This window comes from Candidatus Kryptonium sp. (assembly GCA_025060635.1).
In the GTDB taxonomy this organism is placed as follows: domain Bacteria; phylum Bacteroidota; class Ignavibacteria; order Kryptoniales; family Kryptoniaceae; genus Kryptonium.
Map to the genome: position 1 here is coordinate 848,719 of JANXBN010000001.1, position 14,707 is coordinate 863,425.

General features: G+C 36.5%; 14 protein-coding genes. 5 read left to right on the forward strand and 9 right to left on the reverse strand.

The genetic code is table 11. The features are described from left to right. The first annotated feature begins 149 nt into the window (after positions 1–149). On the forward strand, positions 150–1,301 hold the full coding sequence (locus NZ923_04050) for a citrate synthase (protein ID MCS7229194.1): 1,152 nt from the start codon (positions 150–152) through the stop codon (positions 1,299–1,301). Between the two features lie 33 nt (positions 1,302–1,334). Here the strand turns inward: NZ923_04050 and dacB are convergent, their stop codons facing one another. The 7 genes from dacB to NZ923_04085 all read right to left on the reverse strand — a co-directional run bounded on the left by dacB (position 1,335) and on the right by NZ923_04085 (position 8,350). Continuing rightward, positions 1,335–2,861, reverse strand: coding sequence for a D-alanyl-D-alanine carboxypeptidase/D-alanyl-D-alanine-endopeptidase (gene dacB, locus NZ923_04055; GenBank protein MCS7229195.1), 1,527 nt, complete (start codon positions 2,859–2,861; stop codon positions 1,335–1,337). Between the two features lie 101 nt (positions 2,862–2,962). Beyond that, complete coding sequence (locus tag NZ923_04060) at positions 2,963–3,097, reverse strand: hypothetical protein (GenBank protein ID MCS7229196.1); 135 nt, start codon at positions 3,095–3,097, stop codon at positions 2,963–2,965. Further along, positions 3,094–3,852 (reverse strand): rRNA pseudouridine synthase, encoded by a 759-nt coding sequence (locus NZ923_04065; GenBank protein MCS7229197.1) that lies wholly within the window; start codon positions 3,850–3,852, stop codon positions 3,094–3,096. Before NZ923_04065 ends, NZ923_04060 begins: the two co-directional genes overlap by 4 nt. Further along, positions 3,839–4,453: an SMC-Scp complex subunit ScpB gene (gene scpB / locus NZ923_04070; GenBank protein ID MCS7229198.1), complete on the reverse strand. Its 615-nt coding sequence runs from the start codon at positions 4,451–4,453 to the stop codon at positions 3,839–3,841. The genes NZ923_04065 and scpB overlap by 14 nt, the downstream gene beginning before the upstream one ends. Positions 4,454–4,471: 18 nt before the next feature. Further along, complete coding sequence (locus NZ923_04075; protein ID MCS7229199.1) at positions 4,472–5,227, reverse strand: segregation/condensation protein A; 756 nt, start codon at positions 5,225–5,227, stop codon at positions 4,472–4,474. 21 nt (positions 5,228–5,248) lie between these two features. Next, positions 5,249–6,226 (reverse strand): tryptophan--tRNA ligase, encoded by a 978-nt coding sequence (trpS, locus tag NZ923_04080; GenBank protein ID MCS7229200.1) that lies wholly within the window; start codon positions 6,224–6,226, stop codon positions 5,249–5,251. Positions 6,227–6,361: 135 nt separating this feature from the next. Then, positions 6,362–8,350: an ATP-dependent helicase gene (locus tag NZ923_04085; GenBank protein ID MCS7229201.1), complete on the reverse strand. Its 1,989-nt coding sequence runs from the start codon at positions 8,348–8,350 to the stop codon at positions 6,362–6,364. A 217-nt stretch (positions 8,351–8,567) separates the two neighbouring features. Here NZ923_04085 and NZ923_04090 point away from each other — a divergent pair, with 217 nt between their 5' ends. From NZ923_04090 to NZ923_04105, 4 genes are read left to right on the forward strand one after another with little or no spacing between them, the layout of a single operon-like run. Then, on the forward strand, positions 8,568–9,545 hold the full coding sequence (locus NZ923_04090; GenBank protein MCS7229202.1) for a polyprenyl synthetase family protein: 978 nt from the start codon (positions 8,568–8,570) through the stop codon (positions 9,543–9,545). Then, positions 9,546–9,857 carry an HPr family phosphocarrier protein gene (locus tag NZ923_04095; protein MCS7229203.1) on the forward strand — a complete coding sequence of 104 codons (312 nt, stop codon included), beginning with the start codon at positions 9,546–9,548 and terminating at the stop codon, positions 9,855–9,857. After that, positions 9,838–11,571 carry a phosphoenolpyruvate--protein phosphotransferase gene (ptsP, locus tag NZ923_04100; protein ID MCS7229204.1) on the forward strand — a complete coding sequence of 578 codons (1,734 nt, stop codon included), beginning with the start codon at positions 9,838–9,840 and terminating at the stop codon, positions 11,569–11,571. The genes NZ923_04095 and ptsP overlap by 20 nt, the downstream gene beginning before the upstream one ends. Positions 11,572–11,588: 17 nt before the next feature. Beyond that, positions 11,589–12,653, forward strand: coding sequence for a bifunctional phosphoglucose/phosphomannose isomerase (locus NZ923_04105; protein MCS7229205.1), 1,065 nt, complete (start codon positions 11,589–11,591; stop codon positions 12,651–12,653). A gap of 266 nt (positions 12,654–12,919) precedes the next feature. Here NZ923_04105 and larE read toward each other — a convergent pair whose 3' ends face one another. Then, positions 12,920–13,753, reverse strand: coding sequence for an ATP-dependent sacrificial sulfur transferase LarE (gene larE / locus NZ923_04110; protein ID MCS7229206.1), 834 nt, complete (start codon positions 13,751–13,753; stop codon positions 12,920–12,922). After that, complete coding sequence (aroE, locus tag NZ923_04115) at positions 13,743–14,630, reverse strand: shikimate dehydrogenase (protein MCS7229207.1); 888 nt, start codon at positions 14,628–14,630, stop codon at positions 13,743–13,745. The genes larE and aroE overlap by 11 nt, the downstream gene beginning before the upstream one ends. Positions 14,631–14,707 lie beyond the last annotated feature (77 nt).

The following is a 14,707-nucleotide window of genomic DNA, read 5'->3' on the forward strand; positions in this document are numbered from 1 at the left end:
ATGTCTGGTTTTGCGGGAAATTTTGAATTTGAAAATTTTTATTTTTACATTTAATTGAAAGGTTTTGAAATATAACTTATAACTTAACAAACGCTTGGGGCTATTGCCAAACAGGCGCAAATAAAAATTAAATCAGGGAGGAACTGACTATGTCTCAGGCACAAACAACACAACCAACCTATGTAAAGGGGCTGGAAAATGTAATAGCAAATCAAACCAAGCTTTGTTTCATTGATGGCAAAAGAAGCAAATTGCTTTATCTTGGCTATGACATTGCGGATCTTGCTGAGCATTCAAATTTTGAAGAAGTTGCATTTCTTTTGTGGAACTATCGCTTGCCTAAAAAGAATGAATATGATGAATTCGTTAAATCAATCCGCGCTGAATATGATATTCCAGAGGAACTTATCACTGTTATGAAACTTATGCCGAAGGATTCCGATCCGATGGATGTCTTGAGAACATCTGTTTCATTTCTTGGTTTGTTTGACCCTGAAAAGAATGACAATTCTTTTGAAGCAAACAGAAGAAAAGCGCTTCGCCTCACTGCGAAGTTTCCAACGATAGTTGCAGCATGGGAGCAAATAAGAAATGGGAAGGAGCCCATTAAACCGAACAAGGAATTTAACATCGCAACCAATTTCCTTTACATGCTTAAAGGTGAAAAGCCAGATGAGCTTTATGCGAAAATTATGGATGTTGCTTTGATCTTGCACGCTGAACATGAAATGAATGCTTCAACATTTTCAGCAAGGGTTACGATTTCAACTTTGACAGATATGTATTCAGCGGTTACATCAGCGATTGGTACTTTGAAAGGACCTTTACACGGTGGGGCAAACAGAGAGGTTATGAAATATCTACTTGAGATCGGTGAACTTTCAAAGGTTGATGATTTTGTTAAGAAAGCAATTGAAGAAAAGAAAAAGCTTGAAGGATTTGGTCACAGGGTATACAAATCAATGGATCCGAGAGCAATTATATTGAAGAAATATTCAAAAATGCTTGGTGAAAAACTTGGCGATACGAAATGGTATGAGATGTCCGCAAGGATTGAGGAACTTTGGGTGAAGGAATATGGAGAGAAAGGCGTTTGGCCAAATGTTGATTTTTATTCTGCCTCGGTTTATTATTATATGGGTATTCCACTTGATCTTTACACTCCAATTTTTGCTGTGAGCCGAATAACTGGATGGACTGCTCATATTCTTGAGCAACTTGCGGATAACAGAATCTATAGACCAAGGGCTGAATACATCGGTCCGATGGATCAAACTTATATTCCAATTGATCAGCGTTAAAATCCGTTGGGCGGGTGAAATTCCCGCCCTTTTTTATTTTCTTCTTGAAAATTCAGCTAACCTTTGACATACGATATCTTGAATCATGTTCGCAGTGGATGTGGGAATTAAGTAATTATTTGTGATCATTGAGAAAGATAACATTTCACCATCTTTTGTTTTAACATAACCTGAAAGAGCCCTTGCATATTGAACATAACCAGTTTTCGCCCGCACATTCCCTTGTGCCTTTGTCCTTCTCATTCTGGTCTCAAGTGTTCCATCAACACCAGCAATTGGTAATGATTCATAAAAGAAAGCGAAATATTCGTGTCTATACATATAGTTTAGAAGCGTTAAAACTTGAAAAGGAGTGACTAGGTTTAATCTTGAAAGCCCAGAGCCATCATAAATTGAAATTAGATCTGGAGGAATGCCGATTTGAGCAAGCGTGCTTTTCATAACTTCAACAGATTTCTGCGTTGAACCTTCTCCGCCGAAAATTTTGCCAAGAGTTCTGAAAACTTGTTCAGCATAAAAGTTTTGGCTTCGTTTATTTATTACTTTTATAATTTCGCTCAATGGCGGGGATTCATAAGAAGCAAGAACTTTCATCTTCTCGTAATCTGGATTTAAAAATGTGTCATCTATGTCAGCGACAGAACCTGTAATTTTTATTCCTTTTGATTCAAAAACTTCTTTTAAAACCGTTACTGTGTAAAGAGTCGGATTGTGGACACTTATGGATTCCCTGCGCGGATTTGATCTTAAGCTTATCCTGCCGAAGATGTTAATTATATTTGTTCCAGGTAGTCTGAAAAAGTCAATTTTGTTTGAACTGTCTGGATGAGCTGTTATGAGCTGATTTTTTATCTGAACATAACTTGTGTTTGGATTTACTCTAATGATCGCTGGATCACCGATCCTTCTACCAGGTAAAATTTCAAGATCAACGCAATTGTCATTGAAAGATAATGCGCTGATATGAGCAGAATACCAATATGTTTCATCGTCCCACGCCCAACCAGTCCCCATGTATTGATCATCAAAATAATTGTCATCCCCGATTATGTTTCCTTGAACTTCTCTTATTCCCAACTTAAGCAAGCTATCTGCCCAGTCTCTGAAAGTTTTTGTTATATCTCCGTTTGTAAATCTACCTGAGATCGTAGGATCGCCACTTCCTCGGACAAATATATTGCCATATAGAATTCCATTTTTTATCTCGCCATCGGTGTAAAGATAGGTTTTATATTTAAACTCTGGACCAAGTTTGAGCAAGGCAACTGCGCTTGTAAATAATTTTATATTTGACGCAGGTATGAAATTTTTATGTTCATTAAGTCGGTATATATATTCGCCAGTTTCAAGGGATTGAATTATAACTCCCCAATGTGCATTAGAAAAGGCGGGATTATTGAAAATTTCATCAAGTTCGCTTTTTAATAAATTTAACGCTGTATCTTCATAATAAATGATTTCCTTTGGGATTTCTTCAGGTTTTGCCTCAATGACTTTTTGTGCGGATGCGCAAGAAAAAAAGTAAATTAGAACAGGTAAAATAATTAACTTTTTGCCCATAGTGATTTGCTAACTTTGTTTTGTTGTCAAGTTATTTAAGTCAGTTCAAAAATTCAAGTTCCTTCGTCATAATTTTTAGGTTTTCTAATCTTTTCAAAAAATTAGAGTGACGAGGTCGTTTTCGTTGTTATGTTAAGAAGCAAAACGAAATGATCAGTTTGGCTGTGGTTTTCGGGACGAAATGAAAAAGTATGAGCGTAATAGACAATGCTTGGGGAAATAAGTTTCTTTGTCATTCAAGACCAACAAGTCGTTTTAGCTTTTTTATTTCTTTTTCTGTTAAATATCTCCATTCGCCTCTTTTCATTCCGCTGACGGTTATGCCACCGAAGCTTACTCTATGCAATTTTTTTACTTTGTAACCAAGGCGTTCAAACATTCTTCTTATTTGTCTGTATCTTCCTTCGTGAATTGTTATGCCAATTTCTTTCCTTTGGCTGTTTGGGAGTATATAGACATCGCAAGCTTCGGTCTTTCTACCATCAAGCATTATTCCGCGTTTTAGTTTTTCAATATCTTCAGGTTTTATCGGTTTATCAATTTCAACTTTGTATGCTTTTTCAACTTTATATTTTGGATGCATAAGGCGATAGGCAAGCTCGCCGTCATTTGTTAGAAGTAAAACTCCAGTTGTGTTTCTATCAAGGCGACCGACAGGAAAAATTCGGTATTTAACTTTTACGAGATCAATTACAGTTCTTCTGCCTTTTTCATCTTTTACAGTTGTTATGCAATCCTTAGGTTTGTTCAAGACGATGTAAACGAGTTTTTCTTCATATTTAACGGGTTTCCCATCAACTGTGACTTTATCTTTTTGCGGGTTTATTTTTACACCGAGTTGTGTTATGACTTGACCATTTACAGCGACTCTGCCTTGTTGAATCAGCTCATCTGCTTTTCTTCTTGACGCGACTCCGCACATAGCTAAGTATTTATTGAGCCGTATAAGTTCGTCGTCTTTTTTTGTGTATTTATTCTTATTTTTCTCCATCGTTTTGGATCACCCCATTTTCAAAGATTGAGTTTTCACTTTCTTTCGTTATTTCTTCAATTTCGGAAGGTTTCGGTAGTTCTGATAAATTTTTTAGACCAAAGTATTTAAGAAACTCTTTCGTTGTCCCGTATAGAAGTGGTCTCCCGAGAGTTTCAGCTCTACCAACTATTGTTATCAATCTTTTCTCAAGGAGCGTTTTAATTATGTGGTCTACATTTACGCCTCTGATTGCTTCTATTTCTGGCTTGCTTATCGGTTGTTTATAAGCGATGATTGCGAGTGTTTCAAGTGCTGGTTGAGATAATTTTTTCTTGCTTTTTTCTTTGAAAAGCCTTCCAACCCATTTCGCAAATTCTGGAAGAGTAGCAAATTGATATCCCTCGGCAATTTCTATAATTCTAAATGCAGAACCCCGTTCGGAATATTCTTGATTTAATGATGCGATAATTTTTTTTATGTCGTCCTCGCTTATCTTTGAATCACTATTTGAAGGTATTTTTCTTTGTGGTTCGTTTATTATATCTTTGATTTGTTTCAAACTTAGAGGCGTATCGGAGGCGAAAATTATAGCTTCAACTATTGATTTTAAGTTTTCCATTTGCGTTGTAAGTTTGTTTTAAATTGCGTTCGCATAACTTTGTTGTTCATCAAATGCTCGCTCTATTAAAATCTCTTCAAAAGCTTCATTTTGGGTGATTCTGATTTTCTTTAATCTTGCAAGCTCAAGAATTGCAAGGAAAGCGACAATGATTCGGATTTTCTCACGATATTCTCTAAATATCTCGCTAAATGGAATTTGTTTGTTAAATTTCAATTTGTCAAGTATGTTTTCCATTTCGTCTTCAACTTTATAGTTTTGGAATTCAATTTCGTGGAATTCTTCCTTCTTTGCGTTTTCAAAGGATTTCTTAAATGCCATTAAAAGATCAAAAAGGGAGACATCTTTTAAGAAACCGTATAGTTCTTCTTCATCGTAATAATCTCGTGCGTCATGTTTGAAGTATTGACGATAATAAATTTTCCCCGCTTCTTCTTCCAGCTTTGAAAACTCATTTGAGAGTTCTTTATACTTTTTATATTCAAGAAGTCGTTTTACGAGTTCAGCTCTTGGATCTTCTTCATCTTCCATTTCTTCCGATTCGGGTTTTGGGAGTAGCATTTTCGCTTTTATCTGCATCAGTGTTGAAGCCATTACGATAAATTCGCTTGCTATCTCAAGGTCAAGCATTTGCATGATATGGATATATTCAAGGAAGTCCTTGGTGATTTTTGCGATCGGGATGTCGTATATGTTAAGTTCATCTCTTTTGACAAAGAAGAGAAGAAGATCAAGAGGACCTTCAAAGTGCGGTAATTTTACTTTGTATTTCATTTTTAAATTACTTTTTAATTTTCAACCAAGTTTCATAGCGTTGCGGACATCTTGCATTGTTTTGCGTGCCACTTCTCGTGCTCTTTCCTCACCAGCGAATAAAATTTCCTTAACCTGATTTATATTTGATTCAAGTTGAGCTCTTTTTTCATGAATTGGTTTTAAAAATTCAATTATCTTTTCAGCGCATCTTGTCTTACAATCAACACATCCAAGTTGACCTGATTCGCATCCGCTTTTTATTTCCGCAACCTCATCTTGATTAAATTTTTTATGGTATGTAAAAACCAAACAAATCTCGGGTCTTCCGGGATCACCTTTGTATATTTTTTGTGGATCTGTAAATGCCTTTTTCATTTTCTTCTTGATTTCTTCAGGTGGGTCGGAGATCAAAATTGTATTTCCGAGGGATTTGCTCATTCTTTTTCCATCAAGCCCTGGCAAGCGTGAGAATTCCGTCAGAAGTGGCTCTGGCTCGGGGAAGACAGGAGCATAAAGTTGATTGAATCGCCTTGCTATATCACGAGTTATCTCAAGATGTGGAAGCTGGTCCTCTCCCACTGGGACAAGTTCACCTTTGTAGAGAAGAATATCAGCTGCCTGTAAAACTGGATATCCAAGATGTCCATAAGTTATGTTGTCAAGTTCAAGGTCACGAACTTGTTCTTTTAATGTCGGATTTCTCTCAAGTCTGGAGACGGTGATGAGCATTGAAAATATCAAGTGTAGCTCGGTGTGTTCTTTAACTTGCGATTGTCTGAAAACCGGACTTAAGTCGGGATTTACTCCGGAAGCAAGCCAATCAATTAACATTTCTATTGAATTTTGGTAAATCTCCGAAGTATCAACATTTGTTGTCAATGCGTGATAATCAGCTATTAAAAAAAAGCAATCGTGCTCTTTTTGAAGCTTGACCCAGTTTTCAAGGACTCCAACTAAATGTCCAAGGTGCAATTTCCCGGTTGGTCTCATTCCGCTTAAAACTACTTTCCTGCTCATTTATAAGAAAATTTTGTTTTTAAATGATTCTTTAATTGTCCGATATAAAATTTGGCGCACCCTGCGCAAGTTTTGAAATTTAGTTTTCCAAAAATTTAGAAAAAAGTTAAGAAAAATGAAACATCGGGGGGAAATTTACTCTTCATCTATTACCCAGTATTCAACGAGTTCGTCTGGTATGTCCGCGATAAATCTTGACGGCTTCGTTAGAATAAGACCGCTTCTGGAGTCATAAATTCCAACGGGGTAACAGATGAAAAGATGTTCTTTTGCTCTCGTGCAGGCTACATACATTAACCTTCTTTCTTCTTCCATTTCGTCGTCGTTTCTTGCCGAATGTGAGGATGGGAAAATGCCATCAAGAGCATGGATTATGAAAACCGTGTTCCATTCCAAACCTTTCGCTGAGTGAATTGTGGAGAGGATTAGAAACTCATCGTCTGTCCCGGGAGGCACAATTTCTGAAACGCTTTCGTTCGGTGGCTCAATTGCCAAGTCGGTTAAAAATTCTTCAAGCGAGTCATATCTTGAAGCTATGTTTTCAAAAATTTCAAGATCCTTTCTTCGCTTTTCATAATCATCGTATTTATCTCTCATAATTGGTTCATAATATCGCAGAATTATTTCCGTCTTTTGCTGGACCGAAATGTCGTCAGGATATATTGTGTAAAGGAGTTTAAATAATCTTGAGACGCTTTCTGGATAACCTTTAAAATCAAGCCAGAAGTTCGGGTTCGTTTTAATGTTTAGTTTTCCGGAGGTTATGTCATCAATTATTTTTTGTGCTGTTCTTGGTCCGACTCCGTCAAGCAGTAGCAAGATTCTATGCCATGAAATGATGTCGTTTGGGTTTAGGATAACGCGGAGATGAGCGACGATATCTTTTATGTGTGCGGTTTCAATGAATTTAAATCCACCGAATTTAACAAAGGGTATGTTTGCTTTCGCAAGTTCAATTTCAAGATCAAAAGACAGATAGCTTGCTCTGAAAAGAACAGCTATCTGGTTTAAAGGTATTCCTTCTTCTCTTAATTCAAGGACTTTTTGGACAACAAATTTTGATTGATGATTTTCGCTTGGTGCGATCACGATAACTGGCAGATCCCCGCCCGGTTTCCTTGTATAAAGAACTTTTGTATATTTTTCCCTTGCTCTGTCAATTATCTCGTTTGCAAGATTCAAAATTGGCTGTGTGCTTCTATAGTTTTCTTCAAGCTTTATTATTTTCGTCTCCGGAAAATCTTTCGGGAAATCCATTATGTTTCTGAAGTTTGCGCCCCTAAATGCGTAGATACTTTGAGAGTCGTCCCCAACAGCCATCACATTTCTATGTTCTCTTCCAAGAAGGCGGACAATGTCAGCTTGAAGTCGGTTCGTATCTTGATATTCATCAATCATTATGTATCTATATTGATTTGCGAGTTTTTTTCTGACATCGTCAAATTCTTCAAGCAATCGTTTCAGGTTCAACAAAAGATCGTCGTAATCCATTAAGTTGTGCTTTGCTTTGTATGAATTATATATGCGAAACAATTTTACTATATCGTCGGTCTGTTCATAATAATGAGGGAATTCGTTTAGGACTATATCTTCAATTGGTGTTTCAGTGTTTATGCTTTTGCTGTAAATTTCATAAAGGGTTTGCTTGCGCGGGAATCGTTTTTTTGCCTTATCATAACCTTCTTGTGTTCTTAAAAGATTTATAACATCCTCTGCATCGCCTTGATCAAGTATTGTGAAGGAGTTATCGTACTTTAAAAGTTGGGCATATTTTCTCAGAATGAGGTTTGCAAATGAATGAAAAGTTCCACCTGATACTCTATCGCATCTTGCGTCAAGTAAAATTGATGCGCGACTTAACATTTCTTGTGCTGCTTTTCGCGTGAATGTTAAAAGAAGGATTGACTCGGGGTTCACTCCGATTTCAACGAGTCGCGCAACTCGGTAGGTTATTGTTCTGGTCTTTCCTGTTCCAGCTCCAGCAATTACAAGCACCGGACCGTCAAGTGTCATTACTGCCTCGTATTGGGCTGGGTTAAGCTCATCCTTGTATCTTATCTTTGACGGTTTTACGCTGTGCTCTTCAAAAATTTCTCGTTTCAGAATGTATCTTTTCTTTTCCATTTGGTTTCAGCCAAGCATGTTTTTACTAAAATTAAACTTTTATCTCGGGAAATTCAAGAAATTTCCCTCAATTGAATGATCCTAAATTGTGGCGCTACGATTGCAAGATTTGACCAGTTAAGTTAGGTTTTCTTGCTTATTTTGACATCTTTTATTAATATCTTTATGTGCGCTACCCTTAGAAAGGGAAAACTCATAAAAATACAAAGAAATCAAGGTGGATTACGAACAAAGTTACAACAATTATAGGAAAATTATAGACGAACATTTAAAGCTTGCATTGACGGATGAGAAACCATTTAGTTTATATGAGCCGATAAAATACATTTTACTTGCTGGTGGAAAAAGAATCAGACCAGTAATTCTTCTCCTTTCGTGCGAATCTGTGGGCGGAGATTACAGGGACGCGTTGGACGCAGCGATTGCTGTTGAAATTTTTCACAATTTTACGCTCGTGCATGATGATATAATGGATAACGCTGATTTGCGCAGAGGATTGCAAACGATCCATAAGAGGTGGGATATAAATACCGCTATTTTAAGTGGCGATGCTATGTTCGCAATTGCGTATAAGTTCCTTTCTCGCACGAAATCCCCAAGAATAAATGAAATTTTAAACTCCTTCACTCAATCCGCAATTGAAGTATGCGAAGGTCAAGCACTTGATCTTGAACTTGAAACGAGCTTTGAAGTGAGCATAGATGATTACATGAAAATGATAAGTAAAAAGACGGCTTCTTTAATAAAAAACTCTGCTAAAATTGGAGCTTTAATCGCAAATGTAGAAGATGAAAAAATTCAAGCGCTTGAAAATTACGGGTTTAATTTGGGACTTGCTTTTCAACTTATGGACGACCTCCTTGATATAACTGCTAATTCCAATGAATTTGGAAAATCCATAGGTGGCGATATATTTAACGGTAAAAGGACATTTCTTCTTTTAACTGCAATGGAGAAAGTTAAAGGAAAAGAAAGAGAAATCATAGAGAGGGTCGTCAGAAAAGATAACATTGATGAATCGGTCGTTTCCGAAGTTAAGGAAATTTACATTCGCTATGGTGTGATTGATGAAACGCAGAAAATGGTAAAATTTTATACGAACCTCGCCCTGAAAGCCCTTGAAGCTCTTCCTGAGACCAACTCACGCTCTATGTTGATTTGGCTTGCAAATAAACTCTGTGAGAGAAAAATTTAAATGATAATAAAGGAAGTTGAGATAAAAAATAGAACAGGACTTCACACTCGTCCCGCTGCTATGCTTGTTAAACTTGCCTCAAAATTTAAATCAGATTTTTTCATTGAGAAAAATGGAGTTGAAATAAACGGGAAAAGCATAATTGGTGTAATGTCTCTTGCTGCTGAACAAGGTTCAAAATTAATTTTGAAATTCATTGGTGAAGACGAAGAAGAAGCTGCGAAAGCAATAATTGAACTTTTTGAAACTGGATTTGGAGAGATTGAAGAATTAAAGAAAGACGAAAACAAAGATGGCAAGCAAAATAATTGAAGGCATACCTGCATCCCCTGGTATAGCAATCGGGATAGCGCTTAAATACGAAAAACTTAAACCAAAAGTTGTGAAAAGAGACATAAAAGAAAATGAAGTTGATGTAGAAATTGAGCGTTTTTTGAAGGCAATTGAAAAATCTAAAAGTGAACTACATAAAATTCTAACGTTAGCACTTGAAAAAATCGGTTCCGAAGGAGCTGATATTTTTGAAGCACAACTTCTAATGCTTGATGACAAGATGATAATTGACAAGATAATTGAGAGAATTCGCGCGGAGAAATTCAATGCTGAATTTATAGTAAATGACGAGGTTGAAAAATATATCAAGTTTATGCAGGAGTCCGGCGATGAATACTTAAAAGAAAGGGCAAACGACCTTGAGGATTTGAAAAATAGAGTTATAAGAAATATCCAACAGGAGAAATGGTTATCAAGATTTGATACTTCAAGAATAGTTGTCGCTGAAAACTTAACTCCAGCTGATACTTTGCTTTTTAGTCGGAATCAAGTCCTTGGATATGCAACTGATTTAGGAGGCACAACTTCGCACACCGCAATACTTGCTCGTGCGCTTAGAATTCCAGCCGTTGTAGGATTGAAGGAAGCGACAAAGTTTATTAAAACAGGCGACACTGTAATCTTGGATGGATACAAAGGGGTTTTGATAATAAATCCAGAACAACATTTAATTGACGAATACCGAGAGAAAATGAAACGCATAAGCGAATTAGAAAAGCAGCTTGAGCATTTTAAATCATTGCCAGCTGAAACGATTGATGGCAAGAGGTTTACGATGCTTGCAAATATAGAATTTCCTGACGAGGTTGAGGAAGCAATTGAAAGGGGAGCTGAAGGTATAGGATTGTTCAGGACAGAATATATCATAAGCAACGGGGCTATACCTGATGAAGATGAGCAGTTTGAGGAATATATGAAGATAGCTGAAAAAATTTATCCGCATAAAGTTGTGATTAGAACATTTGATATCGGCGGAGACAAAATTTTCAGGGATTATCATAAAGAAGATAATCCATTTCTTGGGTGGCGTGGGATAAGAGTTGGGCTTGATAAGCCAGATATTTTGCTTCCGCAATTAAGGGCAATTCTTAGGGCAAGTGTTAAAGGCAATGTTATGATAATGTTTCCAATGGTCGCAAGCGTTGAGGAAGTTAGACAGATCAAAAAGATGGTTGAGATTGCAAAATCACAACTTCGTGAAAAAAATATAAAATTTGACGAGCACATAAAACTTGGGGTGATGATTGAAATCCCATCCGCTGCTTTGATGGCGAAAGAACTTGCTAAAGAAGTTGATTTCTTCAGCATTGGGACAAACGATTTGATCCAGTATACTCTTGCTGTTGATCGTGGAAATGAGACGGTTGCAAAAATCTACCAAGAATTTCATCCTGCTGTTTTAAGATTAATTCAATTTGTAATTGAATCAGCTCACAGAGCAAAGATACCAGTTGCGATGTGTGGGGAAATGGCGGGGGATCCGCATGCAACGATCTTGCTCGTTGGATTTGGACTTGATGAATTAAGCGTCGTCCCGGATTCAATCCCAAGGATAAAGCAAGTTATAAGAGCGATCAAGTATAAGGACGCAAGGCGAATAAGTAAGCGAGCTCTGATCTTCAAGACGCAAGAAGAGGTTAAAAACTATCTTGCGAAAGAGTTAAAGGGAATAATTCCAGAATTTGAATTTTAAAAATAAACGGAGGTTCTATGTTAACTTTAAACGACATAAGGAATTATGATAAATCCGATATGTTTTCAAAAATTCTCAATTTTGCCCAGCAGATCAAAGAAGCGGTTAAGATAGGCGAAAGTGCAAAGATCAAATTTCCAGTTAAAAAAATAAACAAAATACTTCTCACAGGGCTTGGTGGTTCTGCAATCGCTGGCGATTTGCTTCGTTCTTATCTTTCTGATGAAATCAAAGTCCCGATAATTGTCAACCGTGATTATTTCCTTCCAAAATTTGTTGATGAAAATACTCTGCTTATTGTTTCAAGTTATTCTGGAAACACTGAGGAAACTATCTCGGCATATAACGACGGAATAAAGAAAAAAGCGAAAATAATTTGTATCACATCAAACGGAGAGATAGAAAAAATCGCTTTGAAGAAAAAACATCCTATCGTAAAAATTCCATCTGGCTATCCACCAAGAACAGCGCTTGGTTATTCGTTCTTTCCTATTCTTGTTATCCTTTCAAATCTCGGCTTTGTCAAAAACAAGAAAAGAGAAATCAAAGAGACGATAGAACTGATTGAGGAGAAATCAAAAGTTTATTCAAATCCCGAACACGAGGAAAATCTCGCATATAAAATAGCAATTCGCTTAACTGGTTCAATTCCATTTATTTACTCATCTGGAAAGTTTGATGCTGTCGCAATGAGATGGGTTTGTCAGATTGAAGAAAATTCAAAAATGTTAGCTCATTTTAATGTCTTTCCTGAATTAAATCACAATGAAATTGTCGGATGGTCTGGAGAAATTGAAGGGAGTGTAAGGGAATTGAGAAATAAAATCAGCATAGTGATTTTGAGGGATGATAACGAATATGAGAGGATAAAATACAGAATTGAGATAACAGATGATTTGATAAGACCTTATGCCGGTGAGGTTTTGAATATCTATTCCGAAGGTAAATCGCTACTTGCGAGATTGTTTTCACAAATCTATCTCGGTGATTGGGTTAGTTTCTATCTTGCTATTTTGAACAAAGTTGATCCGACTCCTGTAAAACCGATTGAATATCTGAAATCAGAGCTTGCGAAGATTTGATTAAACTTTGACTTTGATAATTAAGTTTTCTGTAGCAAATCTGTTTTTTCAAGTAGTGGAAAATTTTCATCAAATACTTCAAGAACACAAGAGAGATAAACGCTTGCTTCGCTTTTGGTGAATTTATTTTTCTTAACATGCTTTATTCGGTGGTAGTTCTTCTTTCATAGAGATTGCCTATTCCTGGTGTCTTAACTTTTTAAACATTCAAGACGATAGCCTTGTCAAGGTCGTTGTCTTCTTTAAATCTTTAACCTATGTTCATATCATTTTGCTATTTGAGTGCTTTGGAGTTTCAAAACTTCGTTCATACTGCCAGTTCTATATCCCTCAAGGTCAAGCGTGATGTAAATAAATCCAAGATTTTTCAATTCATATACAACTTTTTGTCTAAATTCGTCTTCAAGAAGTTTTTTAAATCCAGCGTTATCAGTTTCAATTCTAACGGTGTTTTCGTCAACATATCTTACGCGGACAATTTTCAAACCATTTGTGCGAAGAAAAGATTCGGCTTTATCAATTTTTTTCAGCTTTTCTCTATCAATTGGCAATCCATATGGAAATCTAGAAGAAAGACAAGCAAATGAAGGTTTATCCCAGGTCGGAAGCCCAAGAATTTTTGACAGCTCTCGTATTTCTTTCTTTGTTAATCCGGCTTCAAGAAGTGGTGACCGGACATTATTTTCTTTCACTGCTTTAAGCCCTGGTCTAAAATCGCCGAGATCATCAACATTTGTTCCATCGGCAAGCCATTCAATTCCCTCTTCAATTGCTATTTGTTTTAGCTTTGAGAAAAGTTCGGTTTTACAATAATAGCATCTATCTGGTGGATTTTCTCTGAACTTTAAGTTGTCTGTTTCCTCTGTGTTTATAACTTTGTATCTTATTCCGATCATTTCTGCAAGTTTTATTGCCTCTGCTAATTCGTCTTCTGGATATGTGTCTGATTTCCCGATGACAGCAATTGCTTTATCTTTTAAGACATCATAAGCAACTTTCGCAAGCAGTGTGCTATCAACTCCGCCGGAAAAACCTATGACGACGGAGCCCATATCTTTCAAGATTGTGCGGAGTTTTTGGTATTTATTTTCAAGAGTCATTTTTTCTTTTTCTTGATTTTAATTTTGGAAGCAAAAATTTTTTAATTTCTGAAATTGGCATTTCTTTGCCAGTCCACAGTTCAAATGATTTGCTCGCTTGTAAAATCAACATTTCAACTCCACTTATGACTTTCGCACCTTTATTTTGAGCGATCTTTAAAAATTTTGTGATTGATGGGTTATAGACCAAATCATAAACTATTTGTCCTTCGTGAAAAATCTCATCGCTTTGGACTGGTAGATCGTCAATATTCGGGTGCATTCCAATTGGTGTTGTATTTACCACAAGTCGCGCAGATTTTATATCACCTGCGATTTCCGGAAAGAAAAATTCTTTTACTTCAAAATTTTTATATCCAAGAACTTGCGAAAAATATCGCGCAACTCTTTCGGCTCTTGAAATATCCCTATTTGCTATGACAATTCTTTCAGGTTGAAAATTGGTTATAAGCGAGTAAATCACAGCCCTTGCAGAACCTCCAGCACCAAATATGAAAGCAGGGGTATTTGTAATCATATCTTTGTATTTTTTCAACGATTCAGTGAAGCCGTAAACATCTGTGTTATAACCACTAAGGACACCGTTTTCATTTACTATTGTGTTCACAGCTCCAACGATTCTTGCTTCCGGCGATACATTGTCAAGATTTTCAATTACTGTCTCCTTGTGCGGTATCGTGACATTGACACCTTTTATTCCAAGCGCAACTATTCCTCTTAAGGCATCATTTAGATTTTCAGGTAAAACATCAAAAGTCACATATTTGTAGTTCAATTCAAGTATTTCAAAAGCAGTATTGTGAATTAGTGGAGAAAATGAATGAGAAACAGGATGTCCTATTAGCCCGACAAGCTTTGTATCTGAATCTATTTTCATAACCCCGTAGTATTTTGGTTGAAATCAATCAGAATGGAAAATAAACCTTAATGTTGTTTGATCGTGTATGTTCTTCA